This window comes from Microbacterium sp. SCN 69-37 (genome assembly GCF_001724435.1).
GTDB classification, from domain to species: domain Bacteria; phylum Actinomycetota; class Actinomycetes; order Actinomycetales; family Microbacteriaceae; genus Microbacterium; species Microbacterium laevaniformans.
Window position 1 is genome coordinate 44,217 of sequence record NZ_MEEL01000001.1, and the last position, 24,471, is coordinate 68,687.

Below are 24,471 nucleotides of genomic sequence, written 5' to 3' on the forward strand. Positions count from 1 at the left end.
CTGAGACCGATGACTACCGGACCCCCCGGCCAACGTGCTCGGGAAAATGAAAACCCCCCGGCCGATGGCCGAGGGTGTTTCCATGTAGAAGACGAGGGACCTTGTCCTCGTATTGGAATCAAGGATACTCCAGACTGGAGACATGCCCCAAGCGAAAACGACGGAGTTGATCGCCGGGGCGCTTCATGTGTCGAGGTTCGGCACATACGCGACCGCGACCGGTGGCGATATTGAGCGGGCTCTCCGGCTGTACTTGTGGAACGTGCAACTCTCGAGCGCGTTTCACGCCAGCCTCGGACTGCTTGAGGTGTTGCTGCGCAACGCGATCGATCGCGAGCTTCGGGAGTGGAATGCGCAGCAGCTTCGTGCAGACGGAAGTCAGCACGCGGCCGAATGACTGCTCGACCCTGCGCGCCCGTTGAACACATTGACAGCGACGTCGCGAAAGACCGCGGAGGCCAACGCCGTCAGGGCCAGGGCTGCGCGACCCAGCGGGCATCCTCGCAAGCACTCGCCGATCACGCACGACGACGTCCTCGCGCAGCTCACGTTCGGTGTCTTTGTCCGGCTGTTGCCGGTGGGCGACGCTGCGGACAAGACGTACCGTGCGCGTCGCGTGCTGTGGGAGCAAGCCCTCATTCATGCGTTCCCTGGGGAAGATGGCGACAACGCGGATGATGTCGTCGCCGGGCGCGCGCACAGACTGCTTGCGCTGCGGAACAGAGTCGCGCACATGGAGCCGCTCTTGGCGGTGAATGCGAAGGCGCGCCATCGCGACGCCGTCCGCTTGGTCGGCGCCATCAACCCTGCGCTGCAAGGATGGTTCGCCGGTGTCTCTCGTGTCCGCGAGGTAGAACGGGAGCGGCCAGCATGAGCATGGGCGGTCGTCCTTGACGCCGAAGATGTGAGTAAAATTCGCGTAAACCTGAGCCGCTTCGAACGTCTCTGAACGTGCTCGAGTGATTTCATAAATCGCTCCTGATCAGCCTGAAAGCGGTCGAGCGTGGCGGAACGAATTCGACCGTCCCCCCAAAAGTTGAGTTCAAATCCCTCCGTCTCCGCCGAACTTCCTGGCCCGCCATCCCTTGAAAACACTGGGATCGCGGGCCATAGGTTTCTCACAGGAACGCCGGTTTGCGAAGAATCTGCGAACAATCGGCAACATCGCGGGTGTTGTGATGTCTCAGGACATGGGTGACAGTTCTGCATCAGGACATCGGTGACACTTCCCTCTTCTTGGGTCTGCGGGGATGAGGCGAGTCTCGATGCGGCCGCCTCGTGTAGGTTCTCCATCGAGATGGCGGAAGATGCCGCAGTTCCACGGTAGTTGGCAGCGGTTTCGTGCATGGGATTCCACGCGAAATGGCGGATTCCTACACGCCCACTACATGGCGCCTGCCGCGGCCGCCCGACGATCGTCACCGCCGGCCTAAGCCAAGCGTGCGATATTCGTGCGCAGCGTCTACGCACCGGTACGGGGCGCGCGCGGCGACGTCCTTGGTGCGCCCGTACACCTCGACATCGATGGCATCCCCGTCGATCTTTGCCTCCCGCAGCAGCGTTCCCCGCCGCACCACGGACAAGCGCGCGACCCACCGCGTGTTGATCATCTTCATTGTCCGAGCGTCCTACAGCGCAGCGATGAGCCCCGGAAGATCCGTCATGCGGTCGAAGGTCATCGTGCGCTCGCCCGCGAGCCGCTCGGCGGAGGTCAGACCGGCATACGCGAACACGCGCATCCCCGCTGCGCGCGCCGCGCGCACACCGAACACGCTGTCCTCGACGACGACGCAGTCGGCCGGTGCGACGCCCATCCTCTTCGCCGCCCACAGGTAGACGTCCGGCTCGGGCTTGCCGCGCTCGACGTCCTCCGCGCTGAAGATCCTCCCGTCGAAGTGCGACAGCATGCCGGTGGCGTGGAGGGATTCCCGGATGCGGGCGTGGCCGCTGTTGGAGGCCACGCACGTGGGCAGGGATAGCAACGCCAGGCTCTCATGGATGCCGGGAACGGCCCGCAGCTCGGTGCGGAACGCCTCGGCGTACCAGGCGCGGTATGGGAGCTCCCAGCCCGGTTCGAGCGGCCGCCCGAGCATTTCGGCGACGCCTGCCTGGTAGACCTCCGACGAAGCGCCCACGAACCGCTCGAGGATCTCGTCGAGCGACACCTCGCACCCGAGGTCCGCCAGCACCCGCCGGCCGACACGGGCGGCCAGCAGCTCGCTGTCGACGAGCACTCCGTCGCAGTCGAAGATCACGAGCTCGGGCGCTCGGGCGACCGCCACGCTACTTCCCGATCCCCTCGGCGAGGCCGCGGACGAAGAACCGCTGGGCCGCGAAGAAGAAGACGATCATCGGGATCGACGCGAGGGTCATGCCGGCGAAGATCATCGGGTAGTTCGTCGACAGCTTCGAGGCGAGGTTCGCGAGACCGACCGGGAGCGTCATCGTGTCCGTGCTGCTGACGAAGATGAACGCGAACAGGTACTCGTTCCACGCGAACAGGCATTGCAGGATGACGGCGGCCACGACGATCGGCATCGACATCGGAAGGGTCAGCCTCCAGAACTGCTGCGCCCGCGTGCATCCGTCCAGTCGCGCCGCCTCGTCGACCTCGTGGGGCAGGTCCACCATGTACGAGCGGATCAGGAAAGTCGTGAACGGGATCCGGAACGCGGTGTAGAGGATGGTCAGACCGAGCAGCGAGTCGTAGATACCGAGACCCTGCAGGATGCGCAGCAGGGGGATCAGCGCGACCGTCGGTGCGAGCATCATCCCGCCGACGATGAGGAACAGCACCGTGCGCGAGAACGGGATCGTCAGCTTCGTCAGCCCGAACGCCGCCCACGCGCTGATCAGGGTGGTGGCGATGATCGAGGCGACCGTGACGATCACGCTGTTCCACATGTACTGGCCGACGCCGAGATTCCACGCGTCGACGTAGTTCTTCCAGAACAGCGTGGTGGGCAGCCCAAAGGGGTCGGCCAGGAACTGCTGGTTGACCTTGAGGCTACTCAGGAGCATCCAGAACAGGGGGACGATGACGATCAGCGCCATCACGACGAGGATTCCCCAGATGATCAGGCGCAGGAGGATGCCGGCGAAGCCGAGCTTCGACACCGCGCGGTTGTCGGTCGCGGTCACCATTCGACTCTCCTTCGACGCGAGATCCACAGCTGGACGACCGCGAGCACGGTCGTGATGACGAACACGACCGTGGCGATCGCCGCCGCGTAGCCGAACTCGTTGTTGATGAAGCCGGCGTGGTAGAGCCAGGTGCCGAGCACCTGACTGCTGTTGTTCGGCCCGCCCGCGGTCATGACCATCACCTCGTTGAACACCTGGAAGGCGCCGGTCACCGTGACGATGATCAGGAGCGTGCTCATCTCCCGCACGAGCGGCGTGGTGATGTGCCAAATGCGGCTGAGTGGTCCCACACCGTCGAGGTCGGCGGCGTCGTACAGCTCGCGCGGGATGCGCTGGATCGCGACGGAGTACAGGAGCGTCGTGTACCCGAAGCTCTGCCACTGGCTCATCACGATGATCGCCCAGATCGCGGTCGACTCCTGGCCGAGCCACGCCTGCGCGTACTGCCCGAGGCCCACGATGCGGAGGAATTCGTTGAGCAGCCCGGTCTGCGGCTGGTAGATGAAGTAGAAGAGCAGGCCGGCGACGGTGAGCGAGATCGCCGAGGGGATGAAGTAGATCGCACGGAGGATGCCGCCGTGCTTGCGCACGTAGGTCTCGACGAGGGCCGCGAGCACGAGCGCGCCGGCGACCTGGAAGATCAGCGAGACGATGGCATAGGCCGTGTTGTTGAACAGCGATCGCCAGAAGATCGGGTCGTTCGCAGCCTGCACGTAGTTGGCGGCGCCGACGAACTCGGGGACGGGCTTGAAGACCGACCACTGGAAGAAGCTCAGGTAGATGTTCTCCAGCAGCGGGTAGTAGACGAAGACGGCGATCAGCGCGAGCCCCGGGATGACCCAGAGGAACGACCGCCAGCCGCCGATCGCACGCATAGGCGATCGGCGGCCGACGGGGCGCTGTCCCCGCCCGGCGCGAGCACTCTTCGGAGTGATCAGCGCCTCGGTGACGGTGCCGTTGCTCACGGACGGGCTCCGCTCACTTGGATCCGGCAGCCGCCTGCTGCACGGACTTCATGACGCTCTCCGGCGTGCCGGTACCGCCCACGAGAGCCTCGCCGCCGGCGAGGTAGGCCTGCGCCACCTGCGGTGCCGTGACCGTGTCGAGCCAGATCGCGAGGCTCGACGCCTTGCCGAGCTTGTCCATGGCCTCTACGATCTGGGGCTGGGTCGTCGCGGTGTCGAGAGAGTCCTTCACGGGGCTCGGGTAGCCGCTCATGAGGTCAGGCATCTTCGCCGCGCCCTCCTTGGACACGATGAACTTGAGGAACGCGACGGCCAGGGCCGGGTTCTTCGACTTCGGGCTCACCATGAACAGGTCGGGCGCGCCCACGAGGGAGCCGGTGTCGCCCCTGGCGTCACTGGCGGCGGGCAGCTGGAACAGGCCGAAGCCGTCCTTGTCGAGCGGAGTGTCCTTGAGGAGCCCGATCTCGAGCGACTCGAGGTACATCATCGCCGACTTACCGGAGCCGAAGGCGACCTGGGCGTCGGTGTGGTCGATGCCGTTGCCGGTCGTGCCCGTGGTCGTGCACTGGTCGATCAGCTCCTTGAACTGCTCGAGCGCCTTGACGTAGCCGGGGTCGGTGAACGATCCCTTGTCCGACGAGTAGTCCTTCGCGAGGGTGTCGGCGGGCACGCTGTACGCGTTCAGCTGCGTGACGTAGTGGAGGGCCGGCCAGCCGTTCTTGTTCCCGAAGTTGACCGGGGTGATGCCCTTCGCCTTCAGGGTCTTGCACGTGCTGAGGAGCTCCTCGAACGTCGTGGGCACCGTCAGGCCGTTGTCCGCGAAGATCTTCTTGTTGTACATCATGAACTTCGCGTCGAGGTCGATCGGAACCCCGTAGTTCTTGCCGTTGTACTCACCGGCGCCGACGGCCGAAGGGACCAGCGACTCGTTCCACGCCGTGCCCTTGCCGATGGCGGAGGTCAAGTCGAGCGCGAGACCGGCGTCGACGAACTGCTTCGCGTAGGACCCGGGCCACGAGAAGTAGATGTCCGGGATGCTGTTGGAGGACGCCAGCACCTTGATCTTGTCCTTGTAGCCCTGGTCGGATTCCTGCTGCACGTTGACGGTGACGCCGGGGTGCGCCTTCTCGAACTCCTTGGCGAGCTCGGGGAAGTATTTCGACACGCTCGGGTCGGAGAACTTGTTGACCATCGAGATCGTGCCGCTGTAGTCGACTTTGCTCAGGTCCGCGGTACTGCTGCCGTTTCCCGTGGACTGCGCTGCGCAGCCGCTGAGAAGAAGCACCGCCCCGGCGACCCCCGCAAGGACCTTCGTCTGCCGTGATGGCCTCATGTTCGCACTCACCTCTCTGTGTCACGTGCGCCGCGCGCCGCGGTCAGAGGCAGTCTAAACACCGGTTGAGACCGGTGTCAATCACGTCGAGGTAACGATCAGGATTCGAGAAACAGGCCACACGGTGCCCCGTTGTGCCGCATCCGACGGGCCCTCAACGCTCGCCATACACGGAGCGAGCCGCGGAATCATGTCCATTTCGCCGGAGTTGACGATCAGTCCTCTGACCACTCATACTGTTGTCCGACAATATGCACGTAGCGCTGACGCCGACGGAAGGACCCACCGCATGCTCAACTTCGACGCCGAGAGATTCATCCGCATCCAGAGCGGAGCCCTCGACCTCGCCGGCCCGCTCCAGGAGCTCGTCGACGCCCTCCTCGCGCAGGGCGCGAAGAACCTGTTCTTCCTCGGTGCGGGCGGCGCGGGCAAGCTCATGGAACCGGCCGCCCAGCTCCTCACCCGCAGCTGTGAGTTCCCGGTCCACCTCGAGAACGCGGCAGAACTGGTGGCGATGGGCTCGTCGAACCTCGGACCGGGATCGATCGTCGTTATCCCGTCGCTGTCGGGCACGACGCGCGAAGCGGTGGCGGTCCTCGAGTTCGCGCAGCAGCGCGGTGCGAAGGTGATCGGCCTCACGGCCCACGAGGACTCGCCCGTCGCTCGGCAGGCCGACTTCACGTTCACCGCGTTCGCGGAGGACGACACGTCGTCGGAGTCGTTCTATCTCCAGTCGCTCGTCATCGCCCTGTCGATCCTGCACCGGCTCGGCCGCTATGACGGGTTCGAGTCGACGCTGGCGCAGCTACGCACGCTGCCGGAGTCCCTCGTCGCCGTCAAGGAGGCGTTCGAGGAGACCGCCGCGCAGATCGCGCGCGACATCCAGCACGACGAGTACCACATCGTGACCGCCGCCGGCCCCGCATGGACGGAGGCCTGGTACTACGGGACCTGCATCCTGGAGGAGATGCAGTGGATCCGCACGCGCCCCGTGCACTCTTCCGACTTCTTCCACGGCACGCTGGAGCTCGTCGAGGCCGGCGTCAGCGTCCTCGTCTTCAAGGGCGAGGATGCCTCCCGCCCACTCGTCGAGCGCGTCGAGCGCTGGCTCCCCTCGGTGACGGATCGGATGACGGTCATCGACACCGCAGCGTTCGCCCTGCCGGGCATCTCGCCTGAGGTCCGCGCGCTGATCCCGCATGTGCTCATCGCGACCGTGCTGGAGCGGGTGAGCGCCCACCTCGAGGTGCTGCGCGACCATCCGCTGACGACGCGTCGCTACTACCGCCGCATCGACTACTGACGGTGGTGGCGGCGGTGGTCAGCAATGCCCGCGTGGCGGTGGTCGGCGACAATACCGTCGACCGCTACCTCGGAGGCCCCGAGTACGTCGGCGGGAACGCGCTGAACGTCGCGGTGCAGCTGCGCCTCCAGGGCGTCACGGCCACGTACTTCGGCGCGGTCGGCGCCGATGCAGACGGCCGGGAGATCGCGGGCGCGCTCCGCCGCCACGGTGTGGGGACCACAGGGCTCGTGACCGCAGACGGCCCGACCGCGGTCACCGAGATCCGGGTGACACCCGCGGGCGACCGCGTGTTCGTGCGCGAGGACTTCGGCGTCACCGCCGACTACCGGCCGTCGGATGCGGAGCTCGCCCTCATCGCCGGGCACGACTGGGCCCACATCGGGATGCTCCCCCGGGCCGCCGAAGCCGTGACGAGGCTGCGTGCGCTGGCCCCCGGCATCCGGATCAGCCAGGACTGCGCGGTGTCCTCCGGGTACGCCGGGCTCGACGTCGCGTTCTGCTCGACGGGGGAAGACGTCGCAGCCGCCCGGCGCGCGGCTGACGGTGCGCTGTCCGCAGGCGCCGCGCTGGCAGTCGTCACGCGCGGCGCGGCGGGGGCGTTCGCCTCGGACGGCCGCCGCAGCTGGCGATGCGCCGCTCTGCCCGTCGATGTCGTCGACACCACGGGCGCCGGCGACAGCTTCATCGCGGGCTTCATCGCCGCGCGGCTGGCGCGCACTCCTGTGCGCGGCGCGCTCGAGGCCGGCGCCCGCGTGGCTGCGCGCACGTGCGGGCACCTGGGCGGATTCCCCCAGTGACGACAGGACGGGGATGCGCGAAGCGGTGCGCTCGCCTCAGGATGCGAGGATGAGGGGATGAGGAAGCGCCGCGGCCGCACCGTGCGGGAGAGCCGATGACGTCGCCGCGCAGCGCGTCGGCAGGCGGCCGCGCGTCCACCTCCTCGCTGCGCGAGGACATCGCGAAGCTGATCGCTGACGACGGACTCGCGCCCGGCGACCGCCTCCCCACCGAAGCGCGACTCGCGGAGCGCTTCGGCGTGGCGCGCTCCACGGTTCGGGAGGCCTTGAAACGACTCGAGGAAGAAGGTCTGGTCGACGCCGTGCAGGGCAAGGGCCGCTTCGTCTCGGCGATCGCCGCGGCGATCGTGGAGCGCCCGATCACCCGCTATGAGGGTGTGACGGAGATGCTCACGCGACTCGGCTACGCGGTCACGACGTCCGTGTTCTCGGTCGGCGAGGTCGAGGCGGACGCCGCGCAGGCCGAGGCTCTGCAGGTCGCCCCCGGGACACCGCTGATCCGTCTCGCGCGTCTGCGGTACGGCGACGATGAGCCGCTCGTGTTCAGCGTGGACCACGTGCTGCGAGATGCTCTGCCGGGTCCCATCGCTCACCGCGACTGGTCGGGGCCTCTGACCGATGCGCTCGAGGCGTACGGGCAGCAGGTGACCTCATCCGTCGCGCGCATCAGCGCGGTGGAGCTGCCCTTCGAGATCGCACGCAGACACCGCCTCGGCGGCCTCGGCCCATGGCTGCTGGTCACGGAGACCTGTCTCACCCGGACCGGCCGGCGCATCCTGCTTGCCGAGGACTATCACCGCGGCGCGGCCATCGGATTCAACGTGCGTCGGCAGCGCTGACCCGCGTCCTCGGGGCGGCGACCGATTCACGCAGGATGAACGTCGTGGGGATGGACTCCACCACGGCGTCGCCGTCGTCTCCTGCGATCCGCGCGAACGCGTGCTGCGCCGCCGCCCGACCGAGCTCGAGCATCGGCTGCGCGATCATCGTCAGCGGGGGCTCCATGACGCTCGCCCACGAGCTGTCGTCGAAGCCGATCACCGAGACGTCGCGCGGGTGCGCGAGTCCCGCGGCGCGGATCGCGCGAAGCGTGCCAACCATCGCATCGGTCTCCGTGGTGAGTACCGCCGTGGCTGGATCCGGGAGGGCGAGCATCTCGCCCACGGCCCCGACCGTCACCTCCTCGTTGTGTTCGCAGTGCGTCACGAGCTGCGGGTCGAACGGGATGCCGGCCTCCTCGAGCGCGTCGAGGTAGCCGCGGAGGCGCTCGGCCTCGCTCCACAGCCAGCTCTCCGCGAGAGCCAGCAGCCGACGGCGGTCGCCGGCCCGCTCCCGGGCGGCGGGTCCCCAGACGAAGGCGATCCTGCGGTGCCCGAGGCCGACGAAGCGCCGGACGGCGTCGTGCGCCGACTCCCGGTTGTTGATGACGACGGCATCGAGATCCAGCCCGCGCACCTTGCGGTCGATGAGGACGATCGGGATGCGGCGGCTCATCGCCTCGAGGATGTGCGAGGTCTCGTTGGGCTGCAGCGCCGCCGACGCGATGATCATCGCATCCACCTGCTTGTCGATGAGCACACCGACGGCGGAGCGCTCCTTCGCGAGCTTCTCGTCCGTGCTCAGGACGATCGCCGTGTAGTCGGTCGCGTCGCAGGCGTCCGCGATGCCCCGCATCACGCCAGCGAAGAACGGGTTGCCGATGTCGGCGACGACGACGCCGATCGTCTGCGTGATCCCGGTCGTCATGCTGCGCGCGAGGCTGTTGGGCCGGTAGCGCAGCTTCTCCGCGGCCGCTAGCACCCGCGCCCGCGCCTCCGGGCTGACCGCGCCGTAGTTCCCGAGGGTCCGCGCGGCGGTCGCCTTGCCGACGCCCGCCTCCGCGGCCACCTCTGCGACGGTGGGAGACGAGACCGAACGGGACCTCTGCGACGGTTTCGCGTCCCCGTCGTGACGAGCTGCCATCTCGCCAATTTACCCGATGGCGGGAGTGTCGACCCCTGCGTCGACGTGCGTCCGCGCCTCGTGCGGGGTGGGCCGGCCGTGGCCGAACGCGCCGTCGATGAAGCACTGTTCCGCCGCGAACGACGACCCTGCCCACAGCGCCGCGTCGATCGCACCGGCGGAGGGGACGACGCCCTTCCGCCAACCCGAGGCGAGGAGCGAGGAGACGACCGCCGCCAGCAGGGCGTCGCCGCATCCCATCGTGTCCGCGATCGGGCGGCCGCCGGCGAGGGGAACCGCGTCCACACGATGCAGGTCGACGCCGTCGAACAGCAGGGCACCCTCGGCTCCGCGGGTGCCGAGGGCCAGACCCGCGCCCTTCGCCACGACGGCGCGCAGCAGCGCGCCCGTGTCATCCTCGCCGAGGTGCGAGCACGACAGGAGCGCCAGGTCGAGGTGCGGCGCCAGCGCGTCCAGATACTGCGGCGACCGGAACTCGTCCTCGCTGGACAGGTCGTACGTCACCAGGACATCCAAGCCGTCGAGCAGAGGGATCTGCGTCTCCGATGCGGAGTACACGCTGGAGTGGACGAGGTCGAAGCCTGCGATGTAGCGCAGGTCATCGCGGGAGAGCAGGATCGGTTCGCGGACGGTGACGCCACCGTCGTTGCCCCCGCGGAAGACCCTGTCGCCGTCGACGACCTCGACCATCGCGATGCCGGTCTCCCCGTCGCGCACGACGCAGCGCGAGACGTCCAGCCCGATGGCGGCGAGTTCGGATCGGAGGAAGTCGCCTGCCCCGTCCGATCCGAACGCGCCGAGATATGCCGCGTCGATCCCCAGCTCCTGGGCAAACACAGCGAAGTTCACGCAGTTTCCGCCCGGGTAGTCGATCCGTCGGTCGATGAACCGATCGATGACGTTGTCACCGAATCCGAGAACCTTCACGGCAGAGACCATCAGTACTCGACGACGCGGTAGTAGCGGCGGACGTCCAGACGGTGGTTCCGGACCAGCTCGAGGTGTGTGCTCAGGCGGCTCGCCGCGGTGCCGATGACGAGCGGCGAGACCAGCGCGCGGAACGCCGGGTCGAAGCCTTCAAGGGCGTAGTCCGCCGTGTCGAAGACGGTCACGTCGTCGGAGTAGAGCTCGACGAAGCCGCGGACGCGATCCATGAGCGGACGCGTCTCGTCCTCGCCGAAGAACAGGAGGGTCGTGGTGTCCTTCTCGATGAGCTCGAGCGAGCCGTGGAAGAACTCCGCCGCGTGCACCCGCGTCGTGTGCAGCCACTGGCATTCCTCCAGTACGCACATCGAGTACAGGTAGGCATAGCCCCACACGTTGCCCGATCCGACGACGAAGAGGTACTCGACGTCCTTGTGCTTGTTGGCGAAGACGGATGCCTTGGAGTCGGACTTCTTGGCGACGTCGACCAGAAGGGACGGCAACAGCGCGAGCTGGTCGGCGAACCGCTCGTATTCCGCGAACTCGCCGCGGGCGTTCAGGAGACCGGTCACGAGCAGCAGCAGTTGGATGTCGTACGAGTGGGCGCTGGAGAGGAAGACGTGGTCGAGCGCGGCGGCGAAGGGGCTCTCGGCCTCGCCCGTGAAGCCGACGGTGACAGCCCCCTGCGCCTTCGCCCACTCGATGGCCTTGTTGACGTCGGGGGTGGAGCCGGTGGCCGACACGAACACGGCGAGCGAGCCCTCGCCGAAAGCGGTGTCGGGCAAGAGGACGAACTCTTGCGCGATCGCCGCCGTGGCCGGCAGGGTCGACTTCGTCTGCAGGAGCAGCGCGTAGGGCATCATCTCGGCATACGAGCCACCGGCGCCGAGGAAGTAGACGTTCTTCACGCCGTCTCCCAGCTGGGCGACCAGCGCCTCGATCTCGGGCCGGAGCGCCACCGCGCTCGACAGCTGGGACGTGAATTCTTCCTCGTTGAACTTGAGCACGACTGCGATCTCCTTCTGGCTCTGAATCAAGGTGATACCGGTATCACCTCGATTATGCTGGCATACGTCGCTGTCATGGTCAAGACGGCTCGAGACGAGCGGCCGGCGCCGCGACCGACCCTCGCGCGATGAGCTCCTGCTCGAGGACGCGGACCTGCGGACCGTCCGGCGCGCCGCCGATGCGGCGGAGCAGGATGCCGGCGGCCTCGGCGCCGATCGCGTGCATCGGCTGCGCCATCACGGTGATCCCGGGTTCGACGAGCCCCGTCCAATAGGCGTCGTCGAACGCGACGAGCGACACGTCGTCGGGGATCCGCAGCTCGAGGTCCCGGCACGCCCGGTACACCCCCAGGGCAATCAGGCTGTCGGATGCGACGACCGCGGTGACGCCCGCGCCGCCGGTGAGGAGTTCGACGGCCACGGGCTCGATGTCCTCGCGCGGTGCACCCAGTCGCACCACCGCGCCCCGCTCGGCACCGGCGTCGCGCATCGCCTGCTCGAACCCCGCGACCCGATCGGCGACAGACGAGAGCGAGAGCACGTCCCCGCGCCGATACCCGCCGGGATGCTCGAGCGTCGACAGGAACGCGATGCGCCGATGCCCCGCATCCGTCAGCAGACGGGTCAGCACCCTCGCGCCGCGGCGGTTGTCGGCGATCACCGCATCCACGTCGAGCTGGGGCACCGTGCGGTCGAACAGCACGAAAGGGCGGCCGGCGGCGACGACCGCGCTCAGAGCGTCGCCGTTCCGCGATGAGGCCGGCGCGATGAGCAGTCCGTCGACGCGCTTGTCGAGCTGGACGCCGATCGCCTTCGCCTCGAGCGCAGGGGCCTCGTCGGAGTTGGACAGGATGAGCTCGTACCCCGCGGCGTCGGCCGCATCGGATGCGCCGCGGGTCGCCTGCGCGAAGAACGGGTTCTGGATGTCGCCGACCACCATGCCGATCGTGTTCGAGCGCCCGGTGGACATCATCCGCGCGACGGCGTTCGGCCGGTATCCGAGCTTCGCCGCCGCCCGGCACACCCGCTCGCGCACTTCGGCGCGCACCGCGCCGTAGTCGCCCAGTGCACGGGCCGCGGTGGCCTTCGAGACCTGCGCGGCGACCGCGACATCACGGAGGGTGACCTCGCGCCGCCCGACTGCCCTGTCCACGGCATCCCCACTTCTGCTTCTGCGCCTTGCGGTCGCGCTTGACGACGGTTCACCCGAGGGTTACGCTCCCAGTGTACTGAGACCGGTACCACATGCGGTGAGCGATTTCGTGTCCCGCCGCAGCCGACGAGAAGCGATCGCCCCGGGAGATGCTCCGCATGAACGAAACCGCCATGTCCCGCCCGATCCGTACGGCGATCGTGGGATTCGGCGTCTCCGGCCGGGTCTTCCATGCCCCGTTGATCGCCGCATCCCCCGACTACTCACTCGATGCGATCGTGACGTCGGATCCGGGTCGCACCGCGGGGGCCGCGCGCCTGCACCCGCAGGCCGCCGTGCTCACGTCCTTCGACGATCTGCTCCTGCGGGCGGACGACCTCGACCTCGTCATCCTCGGCTCGCCGCCGGCGACGCATGCGGCGCTTGCCATGGCGGCGATCGACGCCGGGCTCGACGTCGTCGTCGACAAGCCCTTCACCGTCTCTTCAGCGGAGGGGCGCGCCCTCGTGGCGCACGCGGCGAGCGTCGGTCGGCTCCTCTCGGTCTTCCAGAATCGACGGTGGGACGGTGACTATCTCACGGTGCGGCGCCTGATCGAAGAAGGCGACCTCGGCGACGTCGCTCGCTTCGAATCACGGTTCGAGACCTTCAAGCCCCGGCCGCGAGACTCCTGGAAGGCGCAGACGGGCATCGCCCACGGCGGCGGCATCCTCTACGACCTCGGTGCCCACCTGATCGACCAGGCGCTGCGTGTGTTCGGCCCCGTCGACGACGTCTCCGCCGAGCTCGCGGTCCGTCGGCCGGGCGCCCCGGCCGAGGACGACGCGTTCGTGGCGCTGCAGCATGCGTCCGGCCCGATCTCGCACCTGTGGATGAACTCGATGGCGCCGCAGTCCGGCCCGCGTTTCCGCGTGCTCGGTTCGGTCGGCGGCTACACGACGTGGGGCCTGGACGGACAGGAGGCCGCGCTCGCCGCCGGCGTGTCGCCGCGCGACCCCGCCTACGGCGTCACCGCACCGGATCGTTGGGGGATGGTCGGCGCGGAGCCCGACCTGACGCCCGTTCCGACCGAGCGCGGCGACTACGGCGGGTTCTATCGGGGACTCGCGACCGCCATCCGGCACGGCGGGCCGGTTCCCGTCGACTCGGCCGACGCCGTCGAGGCGCTCGAGCTGATCGAGCGCGTGCACCGAGACGTACAGCCACGATGACGCTCCACCGAGCGAAGAGGGAAGACCGATGATCGAGCACCAGCCAGACCATGTCGTGATCCTCGGCGGAGGGATCTTCGGGTCTTCGTCCGCGGCACAGCTCGCCCGCCGAGGGGTGCGCGTGACCCTCGTGACGGAAGGAGCTCTCGCCGGCGGTGCGTCCGGTCGGTCCCTGGCATGGCTCAACGCCGCGTGGAAGTGGCCGCGGCCGTACTACGCCATCCGCGTGGCAGGCATCGATCGCTGGCGTACGTGGGGCGCCCGGCATCCCGGCTCCTCTCGCTATCTGCGCTTCACCGGCGGGCTCATGTGGGCCGACGAGGACGACGGCGAATCGCTGCGCGACCTCTTCGCCCTGCAACGCGAGCGCGGCTACGACGCCGAGTGGGTCGCCCGCGACCGCATCTCACGGGTCGCGCCGGGCGTCGACCCCTCAGCCGTCGCCGCCGAGGGTGCGATCTTCAATCCCGGTGAAGGCTGGGTCGACCTTCCCTCGGTGATCCGGCTCCTCGCTGAGGAGATTGTCGAGCTCGGGGGCACGATCGTCGAGGACGCCGGCCCGTCGCAGCCGATCGTCGCGGGCGGGCGTGCGACGGGCGTGCGCACCGCCGCCGGTCATGAGATCTCCGGGGATGCGGTGCTGCTCGCGACCGGACCGTCCGTCCCCCTGCAGCTCGCCGAGCTCGGGGTGCAGATCGGCACATCGAGCCCGCCGGCGTTCGTGGTCTTCACCACGCCGGTGGACCTTCCGCTCGAGGTCACACTCAACACCCCGCACGTCGCCATACGCCGCACGGTGGACGGCGGCCTCGCGATGGACTCGGGCTGGTCCGAGAGGTCGATCGCGGTGTCCGCGGACGGGTCGTTGCAGATCGCCGAGGAGGTCGTCGGGCGACTGCTGGCCGAGGCCGCGCGGGTGCTCCAAGCACACCCGGCACTGGAGGTCGCCCGGATCGGAGCGGGCTACAAGCCGGTCCCCGCGGACGGCGAACCGGTCTACGGCCGCATCGGCGAGGTCCGCGGGCTGTACGTCGCATTCAGCCACAGCGGGGCGACGCAGGGGCTGATCGCGGGCGAGCTGCTCGCCGACGAGATCGCCACCGGATATGTGTCTCCTCTGATGACCCCGTTCCGCCCCGATCGCTTCGCCCGCTGATCGATAGCCTCTCGGCCACGCAGTCGCGGTGCCGGAATCTACTTGGCGCGACTAAGCACCGCTGATCGCGCCGATCTCCTCTCCGGCGCAACCGCGCAGCTCCGCAGGGCCACTCCGGACGTCACGACGCAGGTCGGACAATTCACTGTTTATGGGTCCGAGGGATCAGTCGACAGCGAGAAGCAGTCACTTCTGCCTCGAAGTATGGCAACTGGTTGAACCGCTGTCCGACATCGTCGATATCGACAACTGACCCATCAGCACCGGTAGCGGCGCAAGCCTGCTCCCCTGACGACACATAGGCACCTACGATCGGCGCCGTGATTCAAGTCCGCCCGAAACACTCATGATCGCCGCGTCTGGTCGATGCACCCGAAGATCTCGCATTGGTGGTGGTTAGAATCGCACGAGATGCGGAATTTGTCAAGGCGGATGAGACCGGTGGGTGTTAGGCGGCGAGTTGGTGTTCGTCGGCGGGTGGCTGGTTGATCCAGGCGGCCGGGGTCCGGTCGAGGATCTTCGGTCTGGCTGTCGCGCGGCTGCCGAAGCGTTCGGGGTGGGCTCGGCGGGCGGTCTCGAGTGCGGCGTCTCGATCACGGTCGATCGCGTCTGCGTGGCCGTAGTGGACGTCGGCGGGGGTGTGCATCCCGATCCCGGTATGCCGGTGATGGTGGTTGTACGCGTGGACAAACTCGTCGAGGAACTGTCGGGCGTGGGTGAGGGAGACGAACCGATCGGGGAAGACCGGCAGGTACTTCATCGTCTTGAACAGCGCCTCCGAGTACGGGTTGTCGTTGGACACGTGTGGTCGGGACCGGGAGCGGACGACACCGAGATCGGACAGGAATGTCTTCACGGTCTTCGACGTCATCGATGGGCCGCCGTCGGAGTGCACGACCTGCGGGGTGCCGTGCAGCCCGAACGCGTCAGCCATCATCTCTTTCGCGAGGAGCCCGTCCTCGGTGGTGTGGACGATGGCGCCGACGATGTAGCGGGAGAAGATGTCGATCATCACGTACGCGTCGTAGTAGACGCCCTTAACGGGGCCGGCAAGTTTGGTGATGTCCCAGGAGAACACCTGACCGGGTGCGGTCGCGATCAACTCGGGAACCTTCCGCGGCGGGTGCGTCGCGAGGCGGCGGCGTTCACGGACCTGCGTGTTCTCGCGCAGCACCCGATACATCGTCGCGACCGACCCGACGTATTCGCCGCGTTCGAGGAGGATCGCGTACACCTGCAGAGGCGGCTTGTCGACGAACTCGTCACTGTTCAACGTCGCCAGCACGACGGATCGTTCCTCGTCCGTCAGCCGGTTCGCCGGCGCCGGACGCGGCGGTGTCGGCTCCAGGTCGGGGCTGGCCGCCCGGGCTGCAGCGCGCGCCGCGGTCGCTCGCGGCACCCCGGTCAGCACCGCGGCCTGCCGGGTCGGCACGCCCACGGCGGTCAGCTCGACGTACGTGCCCATCAGCGCTTCTTGCGCGGCTCGTCGGGATCCGCGCTCTCGGAGATCTGCTCCAAGAGCGCGTGTGCTTTTCCCATGATCTGAAGCGCCATCTCGGTCGTGACGAGCTTCTGCTCCGCCTTCGCGAGCTGCTGCCGCAGCCGGGCGATCTCGGCCTGCTCCCGCGACGGCGCACCCACCTTCTCGCCGGGCGTCTTGCCCTCGAGCAGGCCCGCGTCGCGTTGCTTGCGCCACTCCGAGATCAACGACGAGTACAAGCCGGCGCGGCGCAGGAAAGCGGCGCCCTGCCCGGTCTCGCACGCGGTCTCGTACTCCGACAGGTACTTCAATTTCTGACCCGGCGTGAAAGACCGACGCCGGGTCGGGCCATCAGGATTCGAAGGAGCGGACACCACTCCATCATCCGCGCTGCGCAACGCGACAGGGGAACTCAAACTCATGAAACAGGTAATCCTTCAACGCCCTGCGAGGCGGACTTGCTATGACCCGGTGGACTCACCCAACCCTGACACGCAGGGCTCTGCCTCTTCCAAGCGCTCCGCTCGCTCGAGGAACTTCGCGCGGTGTCAGACCGGTCCAATGCCGAGGAGGTCCTCAAGGCTTCGGCGCCTTTCCACGAGTGGGTCGCAGAGTTCACGCATAACCTCCGGTTCTGGCGGACGGGAAGGCTCGAGGAGTCCGTGATGCGAAGTCAGGCGGAGGCGATTGAGTTGAAGCTGCGGAGCAAGGGTGCGTGGCGCGATGACACGATGCCGTGGCGTGACGATTAGGAACCTCAAGAGGCACCGAGGACGGCTTGACTCGAGGGCGGGCAGCCTTGAGTGAGCTGCACCTGGAGTGGCAAAGTCGCGCTGCGAGCCGTTCAGCTCGGCGAGCTGCGTATCGCGGCGAGGTGCACTGCGGACATGCGAAAGCCACATCGCGACATGCCAACGCGTCGCTAACTCTCCGCCGGTCTGTCCCGACTACCTTTTGAAGCGACGACCATCGGCGCTGAGGGAAGGTGAAGAGGTGGGTGCACGGGGCGAGGAGCCTGCGCATGGCTGACCCCTCTTACGACTGGGCGGCTTTGTATCAGAAGCATCGCGACGCGATGTACAGGGTCGCCTATGAAGTGCTGCGCGGAAGCGGACGAGTTGATCTGGCCGATGACGCGGTTCAGGAAGCGATGGTGTCCGTCATGAAGGCGCCGCCGGCGGAGCCGCCTCGCAGCTGGGAGGCACTGTTCGTGGTGACAGCGAAGCGCCGAGCACTCGACATTGTTGGCTCGGCCGCGATGAAGAAGCGGGTCGAGTTTTCCGAGGAGTACGTCCCCGGTGCGAGACCGCCGGACGATGACGACGCGCTGGAGCGTCTCGAGAAGATGGCACGTGCGAGGCCGGTGATCGCGGGCCTCGATGCGCAGGAGCACTTTGTCCTGGCGCAGTACATCGTTCGGGATCGTCCGAGGGACGAGGTTGCCGCCGAGCTCGGCGTCACTCCGGGTCGCGTCAGCCAGATCAGTACGAGAGTCTTGTCAAAGATCAGTGCAGCCGTGGAGGAAGGAGGGTGACCATGCACTCGGATGACCGAGACCAGGAGCTGGCGGACATTCTTGACGCGCGGGCAGGTCGGTCGGCGCTTGCCGCGGGCGCGGGCGTGAATCGCCCCGAACTTCGCAAGCTGCTCGAGGCTGCTGATCTCGCTTGGGTGAGCGAACAGACCGCTCCGCCGCTTGCCGATGATCCGGTCGCTGCAATGCTCGGCCTCGTGCCCGACTCCGAGCTGGAGCTCGACGGGAAGGCACTGTCTAGTGCCCGGAAACGTTCGGGTCTGACCGTGAGCGCATTGGCGAAGCGACTTTCCGATCGAGGGTGGGAAGTGACGGGCAGAGACATCTTCGCCTGGGAGAGCGGCAAGAACCTGCCCCGTGTCCCTGCCCTGATCAACGCGCTTGCAGAGGTGGCCGGAGCGGACGCCGACCGGTTGCGACGTCCGTGTGGAACGGATCCAGAGCGCGCCAGGTTGGCAGCGGTCGTGGGATCCGAGACCTTCAAAGCGCTTGCGCAGCGTTGGGCGCGTCTTCAGGGAACGACCATCGCATTGGCGTCTTCCGCGCTCGAGTCGAGAATGCTGGTCGCCGTGCATCGCGGTGGCGCACCCGAGGCAGATGTTCTGCTTGCCTCACTTGAAGCGTTGGTGGACTCCGTCGAAGGCACCAAGGGTTCATGAAGCTTGGACCGTGGATCGAGCGCGCCGTCAAGATTATCGATCCCGAGGTTCAAGAGCTGTTCGTCCTTGACCCGCTCGACGCGCTCACCAGCCGTATGCGGCTGACTGTGCGCGCGGTGGACTCGCTTGCCACCAGTCGTGGCGATGGCGGCTTCTGCGATGGGATGTCGTTTCTCGAAGACGGCGTCATCCTGTACGCACCGACGCCGAACAGCCGGCGTCAGAACTTCACCCTCGCGCATGAGCTCGGTCACTGGGTGGTCGAGCAAGATCAGGGCCTGTTCGACTGGATCGCCGATCAGTCGGATCCGCCTGCGCTGCTCGAGACGGTGTGCGACCAGATCGCACAGCGGCTCCTGCTGCCCGACGCGCTCGTCGCCGAAGTGGTTGGCGCGGATCTGGTGCGTGCCCACCACGTCCAGGACCTCTTCGACAACAGTCAGGCCAGCTATCAGGCATGCGCGATCGCGATCGCGCGGCGCATCAGGGGACTGGGCGCAGTCGTGCTTATCGATCGCTTCGACAGTCAAGTCGCGCACGCGAGCATCCAGCCTGAGCCTGACGATGGGTGGCCCGTCGTTTACCCGTGGCGCGGGCAGATCCTTCCGAACGCCCATGCCCTCCTGCAGATCGCTCCGGGAGCGACGTTCACGCGTCGGGTCACCTGGCGTAACTCGTGGGGGAGGACCGCCGACTTCTACGCCGACGCCACCGCCGATGACCGGCGAATCATCACGGTGTTGGCCGGGCACGACATCTGGAAGGTCGAACCCGGCTACATGATCCAGCCGCGCGACTTCGACACGCGCCACCTCCTGACCATCTACTGCTGCGGACAGAGCCGCACGTTCCGCGGCTACCCTTGCCCCACCTGCGGCACGGGGTTCTGTCCCGTCTGCAAGAACTGCCAGTGCGACCGAACCGCCAAGACCGAGGAAGCCTGCACCGGCTGCTTCCTGCTCTTCCAACGCCATTTGCTCGTCGATGGGCTCTGCGAAGGCTGCCGCTAACTCGATCGCCTTCTGCTCCGACTACTTGGTGAGGGGCTGACCGTCAGCCCCGGAGATGGAGCCGGAAATGGCGAAGAACACGGGACGCGGTCACCGCGTCGGAGCGGTCAAGGGGCGCAGCGAGTTCCAGGTCGGCAAGACCTGGTTCAAGCGCGACACCTCGACGGGCCGCATCATGAATGGCAGCCCCAACCAGCACAAGGGTGTCCGCAACGAGAAGTGATCGAAGCGGAGCCGGCCCGCTGTCGGCTCCGCTCGTCACCGCCTCACCTCGCCCCTCATCAAGAGAACAAGGAATCATGGCAGATCGACGAGTAACCCACTCCCGCAAGAACCGCGACGGTGACATCACCGCCATCGGCACGCCCGGCCAGTTCTGGTCGCCGCGTGCCAAGGCAGACGCCATCAGCGACATCGAGCTCCGCATCCACACGTACTACGTGCAGTGGCCCGAGAAGCGCACGGAAATCCGCGTCGTCGACGGCGCGACCGGCAAGTACCTCCGCACCGATCGGGACAACACCACCCGCAACAACCTGGACGACCTGCCCGACCTGTGACAAGGACGCCGGACAAGTGAAGGATCGCCCCGCCTGTGCAGGTGCCGTCCTTCACTTGTCCAAGGGTCGGTCCGCAGCGTTACGCGGTCTTCGCCTTCGTTGGCTCGCGCAGGACGGCACCGGCCTTCAAGATGGCCATTCGCATCGTCTCCTGGTTCACTTCGAGCCGCTTGGCGACTTGGGAGAGCGACGGGCCCGCCTCATAAAGTTGGGCTGCTTCGCTCACCTGCTCGGGCGTGATGGGCTGACGGCGCACGACCATCGGGCCTCGCGCAGAACTCGCACGATGGTGGACTTCGCGACGCTGTACTCCTCAGCGAGTGCGGTTGAAGTCTGGCCGTTGCTGTACCGGGTGACGACTGCAGCCTGTTGCTCGACGTTCAGACGGTTCCGGCCGCGCCTATCGCGAGGTTGGGACATCCGCTCAGATCCACCCCGTCCGCGCTTGAATTGTCCCCGTGACTGAATCTGCGCCCTCACCCCGGCCCGATGGCCTCGACGTCTACGTCATCACCTACGACGAGGAGGGTCACGAGGAGCGGCTCCTCCCATCGGAAGTGACGGACGCTGTCGTGGAACGGGCGAGGGATCTCGGTATCAATACGGGGTCCTGGACGATCGACCGCATCAAGCATGGGCCGTTGATCGCCGCAGAGTCGCAGCTCCGGCTCGTGAACGTCGGTAGCCTCGGGCGAGCTGTCGCAGGCAACTACTACGGCACCGTACTCATCGTCGACCGGACGCCTCCTCCAATCGACGAAGACGTCTACGACATCGACCGTCGCTACGACGTGGACATCGTCGACGATGTAGTGGTAGCCATCGTCACGCAGCGATATCCAGCTCAACCCGCCGAGACGGAAGCGGAGATAGCGGCCAGGCTGGGACGCATCGCCGCCGCATATGGGTGCCGGGTTGCCGGAGTCAGCTTCGCCCTTCCTGGCGGCGGAACTCCGGAGGAGTTGCTGTCCCATTGGCCCGAAGGCGAAGAGTGGTCCGAACGCTTCCGCGCAGAGACAATCGAAACTCTGGCAGGCATGGCGCACGACGTTAGGGTCTCTATCGCTACCGACGACCACGTCACCATGGCGACGTTGATGGACGGCGCCGCAGCCATGGCGGACTATCTCAGCGCAACGCGGACAGGCCCTCTCGACGCCGCCGGAGTGCTCAACCTGCTGCGAGGTGGCCACTTCAACCTGCTCATCGGCGAAGCGGAGTCCGACTACCTCGAGGTCAAGACCCAGATGCACCCCATCTCGGCGCCTGGTGACACGGGCAAGAAGGCGAAGGTCGAGCTTGCGCAGGACGTTGCTCGATTCGCCAACGGAGATGTCGATGCCGTCCTCGTCATTGGATACAAGGAGGCACCTGGCGGAGCCAACACGATCGGTAGTCTCACCCCGGTCGCGGACTCCATTCTAAATGCCGCGCAGATTCACGAGCTGCTTGATGCCCGCATCGTGCCGCCGGTCGATGGGCTCCTCATCGAGAAGTTCGCGGTGACCGCGACCGATAGCGTGCTCGCGATCTATGTTCCGAAACAGCCGAGCGAGATGCAGCCCTACCTGGTTCATGGCGCGATCGCGGAGGGCAAAGTGGAGGGTGCGTTCTTCAGCATCGTGCGGCGCCGTGGCGAAGGATCGATCACGACCTCTGCCCAGCAGATCCACGCGTACATCATTGCGGGCAAACGGTACCTCCGCGGGAATGACTAATCGGCGCGTAGGCCGACGAGCTCAGGAGCCGACGCTGGCGTTCCCGAAGTCCTGTAGTGGGGGACGAACGTGGCGCGAATGGAAGTGCGGGAGGGCCCCAACCGTAGGCGGCCTGGATGCGGATCACGCTAACGCCTGACCTGTCGGAGGGCGCTGTCGTAATCGGGCTCTGTCCAGCGGTTCCTCTGTCGCTCGCTGTTCGTAACTAAGCCTCGATGCACCGATCCGCTTGAGCGTGGTGGGGCCGGCCTGATCGTGGCGGGCTGACGACTCGTGGGCAGGGGTGAGTTCCGGGCGTCTCATCCCGGTCGTCCACTTCGTTCTCGGTCGTGCCGCAGTCGCGGCGATGGTCAGCTGGCCGTTGCCGGTGGTGGTGTGTGCGTGGTCGTGAACAGGCGATCGAACGCGGTCTGCCAGGGCCAGGCCTCGGGCAGGTGAAGAGTGATGCGACGCGCGGACCGGGCGAGGCGTGCCGGCACCTGGATGAGGGTGCGGCGGATCGTCGCGGTCGTCGCCCTGGCGAGCCGACCCGCTCGGTCGGCGATCAGCCCGGCAGCGCGGGTGAGGTTGAACGCGATCACCGCGAGAACGAGCCAGGCGCTGTTCGCGGTGAACACCCCGGAGGGCAAGTGCGCGAGCGGCCCGCCCTTCAGATCGGCGTGGACCTGTTCGATGATCGCGTGCCCCCGATGGGTCTTGTCCGCCGCGACGGTGCCCATCGACTGCTTGTCGGTGGTGGTGAAGAACGCGTGGTGCCGGTAGACGTCGAACAGTGTCGGCTGCTCCACCTTGTTCGGGTTCAGGTCCGGGATCCGTCGCACCACCAGTCGCCCGTCGACCCGCTCGGCGATCTTCCGGGACCGGAACGCGGTGAAGGGCACTTCGGCGACCTCTGCCTTCGAGATCCACCGCCCGGTGGTCTCGTCGCGGATCGCGTTCGGGTACTCGATCATCTCCCACGCATCATCCGGAATGGTCGCGATCGCGGCTTTCACCGCAGGGTCCATCCGCACGGTCACCGACACGTCCGCGCCGGCCCCCAGCGCGGTGCCGATGGTGCCGTGCCCGTAGAACGCGGAGTCCGCCCGCAGCAACGGCCGAACACTGCTTCCGGGGTGCATGCGGCGGAGGGTGGCGAGAGCGTCGCCGACGATCCTGGCGGCGCCTTTCGGGGACCCGGTCTTCCCCTGCCGCAACCGCTGGCCGACGATCACCGGCGCCGAGGTGGAGGTGCTGGCGGTGGCGATGAGGGCGTTCAGACCGCGGACCCCGGAGTACCCGAACGACGCACCCTGCTTCTTGTATCCGTGGACCTCGATGATCGTGTCGTCCAGATCCACCATCACCCGCTCACCGCCCCGCGTCTGCAGTAGCGGCGCCCGGGCGGCCAGGCTCACATTCACTCGGGAGGCGACGGCGTCGAGCTGGCGGACGTGCCCGAACCGGAACTCCCGCAGGAACGAGCCGAGCGTCGACGGGGCGAACGTCCGGTCGAACAACCGGCCCATCCCGCCATGGCGCAGCACGTTCATGTCGCTGATCGAATCGGCGCCGGCCAGCATCCCCGCAACCAGCGCCATCACCTTGCTGCCGGCGTTCGAGCCCTTGTCGGTCGGGACGGTCAACCGACCCTGCGCCAGCTCGTCAAGCCCCGCATGCTGGGCGAGACGGAGCATCGGCACCAGGCCCGCGACCGACACGAGATTCGGATCATCGAACACCGCAGACACAGCGGCAGGAGCGTGCTTGAATTGCATCTACGAGATGCCTCTCGGATCGGAACAGTAGAACCCTTAGCAAGCTCTATTCTTCCTGGTCAGAGAGGCATTTCTGCGTCACGACGCCCGACCAAACCCCACCCCATCGGTGCATCGAGGCTAAGGGACTAGTTCCAGTCGCTATCCGGGGATTGGATGGACCAGACGAACGCAAACCGAGCTCAGGTGGTGGTGTTGATGATCAGGTCGGCGCGGTGGCGGGTGGATTCGATCAGGGTAGCGTTTGCGCCGTCGACTTGACGTGCCCACTGTTCGGCGGCGTCCGCGGTGCGCTCGAAGTGGGTGTGTCGGGCGATCAGCCGGGAGAGCCGTTCCGGCTCCGGCACGGAGCAGAACCAAGTCTCGTCAAAAGGCTCCCTCAACTGTGCCCAGGGCCCTTGGTCGACGACGTCACCGAGCTCGTGCTCCGCGCGGTGACCCTGTCGCTGCCGGCGCGGTGCGCCGTGCCGGGCGCATCATCGGGGAAGCGACCGCCGAGCTAGTCAGCATCCTCAATCCGCACGCGATCATCCTCTCCGGACGGCTCAGCGACTGCGGTGACGTCCTGCTGTCCGGGCTCCGCGAACGCGTCTACCAGCGCACCCACCCCGGCGTGACCGGGCAGCTGCAGATCGCCCGCTCCGAGCTCGGCGAATACGCCGGGGTGATCGGCCTCGCCCTCAGTGTCGCCGACCACGTCTTCAGCCCCGCGGGCCTGGAACACAGCGCCGCCCTGTCCTTCCCCACCCCGGAACGCGTCGAACAGGCATCCTGACGCCGCACCCAGCCGGACCG

At 67.1% G+C, this 24,471-nt stretch carries 27 protein-coding genes and 1 pseudogene; 14 read left to right on the forward strand and 14 right to left on the reverse strand.

Translation table 11 applies throughout. The annotated features are described in order from the left end of the window. The first annotated feature begins 142 nt into the window (after positions 1 to 142). On the forward strand, positions 143 to 397 hold the full coding sequence (locus tag ABS64_RS00200) for a hypothetical protein (protein WP_292679938.1): 255 nt from the start codon (positions 143 to 145) through the stop codon (positions 395 to 397). Positions 398 to 418: 21 nt separating this feature from the next. Beyond that, positions 419 to 874, forward strand: coding sequence for a hypothetical protein (locus tag ABS64_RS00205; protein ID WP_292679939.1), 456 nt, complete (start codon positions 419 to 421; stop codon positions 872 to 874). Positions 875 to 1,418: 544 nt separating this feature from the next. Here ABS64_RS00205 and ABS64_RS00210 read toward each other — a convergent pair. The 5 genes from ABS64_RS00210 to ABS64_RS00230 are packed head-to-tail and all read right to left on the reverse strand — an operon-like array spanning position 1,419 to position 5,442. Then, a complete protein-coding gene (locus tag ABS64_RS00210) occupies positions 1,419 to 1,616 on the reverse strand; it encodes a hypothetical protein (RefSeq protein ID WP_292679941.1) in 198 nt (65 codons plus the stop codon). A gap of 12 nt (positions 1,617 to 1,628) precedes the next feature. Further along, positions 1,629 to 2,282, reverse strand: coding sequence for an HAD family hydrolase (locus ABS64_RS00215; RefSeq protein WP_292679942.1), 654 nt, complete (start codon positions 2,280 to 2,282; stop codon positions 1,629 to 1,631). A gap of 1 nt (position 2,283) precedes the next feature. Then, a complete protein-coding gene (locus ABS64_RS00220; RefSeq protein WP_292679944.1) occupies positions 2,284 to 3,144 on the reverse strand; it encodes a carbohydrate ABC transporter permease in 861 nt (286 codons plus the stop codon). Further along, on the reverse strand, positions 3,138 to 4,109 hold the full coding sequence (locus ABS64_RS00225; RefSeq protein WP_292679945.1) for a sugar ABC transporter permease: 972 nt from the start codon (positions 4,107 to 4,109) through the stop codon (positions 3,138 to 3,140). Before ABS64_RS00225 ends, ABS64_RS00220 begins: the two co-directional genes overlap by 7 nt. Before the next feature lie 13 nt (positions 4,110 to 4,122). Continuing rightward, entirely contained in the window at positions 4,123 to 5,442 is a 1,320-nt protein-coding gene (locus ABS64_RS00230; RefSeq protein ID WP_292679946.1) for an extracellular solute-binding protein, read from the reverse strand. A 289-nt stretch (positions 5,443 to 5,731) separates the two neighbouring features. Between ABS64_RS00230 and ABS64_RS00235 the strand changes: the two genes are divergently transcribed. The 3 genes from ABS64_RS00235 (at position 5,732) to ABS64_RS00245 (ending at position 8,384) form a co-directional block, all read left to right on the forward strand. After that, the gene (locus tag ABS64_RS00235) at positions 5,732 to 6,745 is read left to right on the forward strand and encodes an SIS domain-containing protein (RefSeq protein WP_292679948.1); all 1,014 of its coding nucleotides are present in this window, start codon (positions 5,732 to 5,734) and stop codon (positions 6,743 to 6,745) included. Between the two features lie 2 nt (positions 6,746 to 6,747). After that, the gene (locus ABS64_RS00240; protein WP_292679950.1) at positions 6,748 to 7,545 is read left to right on the forward strand and encodes a PfkB family carbohydrate kinase; all 798 of its coding nucleotides are present in this window, start codon (positions 6,748 to 6,750) and stop codon (positions 7,543 to 7,545) included. A gap of 95 nt (positions 7,546 to 7,640) precedes the next feature. Continuing rightward, positions 7,641 to 8,384, forward strand: coding sequence for a GntR family transcriptional regulator (locus tag ABS64_RS00245; protein WP_292679952.1), 744 nt, complete (start codon positions 7,641 to 7,643; stop codon positions 8,382 to 8,384). Here ABS64_RS00245 and ABS64_RS00250 read toward each other — a convergent pair. The 4 genes from ABS64_RS00250 to ABS64_RS00265 all read right to left on the reverse strand — a co-directional run bounded on the left by ABS64_RS00250 (position 8,362) and on the right by ABS64_RS00265 (position 12,591). Next, complete coding sequence (locus ABS64_RS00250) at positions 8,362 to 9,507, reverse strand: LacI family DNA-binding transcriptional regulator (protein ID WP_292679953.1); 1,146 nt, start codon at positions 9,505 to 9,507, stop codon at positions 8,362 to 8,364. The two genes, ABS64_RS00245 and ABS64_RS00250, sit on opposite strands and share 23 nt — an antisense overlap. A 9-nt stretch (positions 9,508 to 9,516) precedes the next feature. Next, a complete protein-coding gene (locus ABS64_RS00255) occupies positions 9,517 to 10,434 on the reverse strand; it encodes a PfkB family carbohydrate kinase (protein WP_292679954.1) in 918 nt (305 codons plus the stop codon). Positions 10,435 to 10,445: 11 nt separating this feature from the next. Next, positions 10,446 to 11,438 carry an SIS domain-containing protein gene (locus ABS64_RS00260; RefSeq protein WP_292679955.1) on the reverse strand — a complete coding sequence of 331 codons (993 nt, stop codon included), beginning with the start codon at positions 11,436 to 11,438 and terminating at the stop codon, positions 10,446 to 10,448. 79 nt (positions 11,439 to 11,517) lie between these two features. Then, on the reverse strand, positions 11,518 to 12,591 hold the full coding sequence (locus ABS64_RS00265) for a LacI family DNA-binding transcriptional regulator (RefSeq protein WP_292679957.1): 1,074 nt from the start codon (positions 12,589 to 12,591) through the stop codon (positions 11,518 to 11,520). A 173-nt stretch (positions 12,592 to 12,764) separates the two neighbouring features. Here ABS64_RS00265 and ABS64_RS00270 point away from each other — a divergent pair, with 173 nt between their 5' ends. Together ABS64_RS00270 and ABS64_RS00275 are read left to right on the forward strand one after the other, a co-directional pair. Further along, positions 12,765 to 13,802 carry a Gfo/Idh/MocA family oxidoreductase gene (locus tag ABS64_RS00270; RefSeq protein WP_292679958.1) on the forward strand — a complete coding sequence of 346 codons (1,038 nt, stop codon included), beginning with the start codon at positions 12,765 to 12,767 and terminating at the stop codon, positions 13,800 to 13,802. A gap of 28 nt (positions 13,803 to 13,830) precedes the next feature. After that, positions 13,831 to 14,958 carry an FAD-binding oxidoreductase gene (locus ABS64_RS00275; protein ID WP_292679960.1) on the forward strand — a complete coding sequence of 376 codons (1,128 nt, stop codon included), beginning with the start codon at positions 13,831 to 13,833 and terminating at the stop codon, positions 14,956 to 14,958. A gap of 448 nt (positions 14,959 to 15,406) precedes the next feature. On the opposite strand, the gene ABS64_RS00280 is transcribed toward ABS64_RS00275, so the two are convergent. Next, positions 15,407 to 16,860 (reverse strand): IS3 family transposase gene (locus ABS64_RS00280; RefSeq protein ID WP_292679962.1). Its coding sequence is split into 2 segments (ribosomal slippage): positions 15,407 to 16,488 and positions 16,488 to 16,860, totalling 1,455 coding nucleotides; the frame shifts between segments, so codons are not numbered across the junction. A 599-nt stretch (positions 16,861 to 17,459) separates the two neighbouring features. Here ABS64_RS00280 and ABS64_RS00285 point away from each other — a divergent pair. From ABS64_RS00285 to ABS64_RS00305, 5 genes are all read left to right on the forward strand, one after another. After that, a complete protein-coding gene (locus tag ABS64_RS00285; RefSeq protein WP_292679964.1) occupies positions 17,460 to 17,972 on the forward strand; it encodes a sigma-70 family RNA polymerase sigma factor in 513 nt (170 codons plus the stop codon). After that, the gene (locus ABS64_RS00290) at positions 17,969 to 18,631 is read left to right on the forward strand and encodes a hypothetical protein (RefSeq protein ID WP_292679965.1); all 663 of its coding nucleotides are present in this window, start codon (positions 17,969 to 17,971) and stop codon (positions 18,629 to 18,631) included. The genes ABS64_RS00285 and ABS64_RS00290 overlap by 4 nt, the downstream gene beginning before the upstream one ends. Then, on the forward strand, positions 18,628 to 19,641 hold the full coding sequence (locus ABS64_RS00295; protein WP_292679967.1) for an ImmA/IrrE family metallo-endopeptidase: 1,014 nt from the start codon (positions 18,628 to 18,630) through the stop codon (positions 19,639 to 19,641). The genes ABS64_RS00290 and ABS64_RS00295 overlap by 4 nt, the downstream gene beginning before the upstream one ends. Positions 19,642 to 19,708: 67 nt before the next feature. Continuing rightward, positions 19,709 to 19,864 (forward strand): hypothetical protein, encoded by a 156-nt coding sequence (locus ABS64_RS00300; protein WP_022894611.1) that lies wholly within the window; start codon positions 19,709 to 19,711, stop codon positions 19,862 to 19,864. Between the two features lie 76 nt (positions 19,865 to 19,940). Further along, complete coding sequence (locus ABS64_RS00305; RefSeq protein WP_292679971.1) at positions 19,941 to 20,201, forward strand: DUF3892 domain-containing protein; 261 nt, start codon at positions 19,941 to 19,943, stop codon at positions 20,199 to 20,201. Positions 20,202 to 20,280: 79 nt separating this feature from the next. Here ABS64_RS00305 and ABS64_RS00310 read toward each other — a convergent pair whose 3' ends face one another. Together ABS64_RS00310 and ABS64_RS14640 are read right to left on the reverse strand one after the other, a co-directional pair. Continuing rightward, positions 20,281 to 20,463 carry a hypothetical protein gene (locus ABS64_RS00310; RefSeq protein ID WP_292679972.1) on the reverse strand — a complete coding sequence of 61 codons (183 nt, stop codon included), beginning with the start codon at positions 20,461 to 20,463 and terminating at the stop codon, positions 20,281 to 20,283. Continuing rightward, on the reverse strand, positions 20,424 to 20,621 hold the full coding sequence (locus tag ABS64_RS14640) for a helix-turn-helix domain-containing protein (RefSeq protein ID WP_363331255.1): 198 nt from the start codon (positions 20,619 to 20,621) through the stop codon (positions 20,424 to 20,426). Before ABS64_RS14640 ends, ABS64_RS00310 begins: the two co-directional genes overlap by 40 nt. A 38-nt stretch (positions 20,622 to 20,659) precedes the next feature. Here ABS64_RS14640 and ABS64_RS00315 point away from each other — a divergent pair, with 38 nt between their 5' ends. After that, entirely contained in the window at positions 20,660 to 21,919 is a 1,260-nt protein-coding gene (locus tag ABS64_RS00315; RefSeq protein ID WP_292679973.1) for a hypothetical protein, read from the forward strand. A 350-nt stretch (positions 21,920 to 22,269) separates the two neighbouring features. Here the strand turns inward: ABS64_RS00315 and ABS64_RS00320 are convergent, their stop codons facing one another. Both ABS64_RS00320 and ABS64_RS00325 read right to left on the reverse strand, forming a co-directional pair. Further along, positions 22,270 to 23,676: an IS1380 family transposase gene (locus tag ABS64_RS00320; RefSeq protein ID WP_082908796.1), complete on the reverse strand. Its 1,407-nt coding sequence runs from the start codon at positions 23,674 to 23,676 to the stop codon at positions 22,270 to 22,272. A 182-nt stretch (positions 23,677 to 23,858) separates the two neighbouring features. Continuing rightward, entirely contained in the window at positions 23,859 to 24,023 is a 165-nt protein-coding gene (locus tag ABS64_RS00325) for a hypothetical protein (protein WP_292680022.1), read from the reverse strand. Here ABS64_RS00325 and ABS64_RS00330 point away from each other — a divergent pair. Further along, positions 24,023 to 24,451: pseudogene (locus ABS64_RS00330) on the forward strand (ROK family protein); the annotation flags it as partial. The gene ABS64_RS00325 and the pseudogene ABS64_RS00330 overlap by 1 nt on opposite strands. Positions 24,452 to 24,471 lie beyond the last annotated feature (20 nt).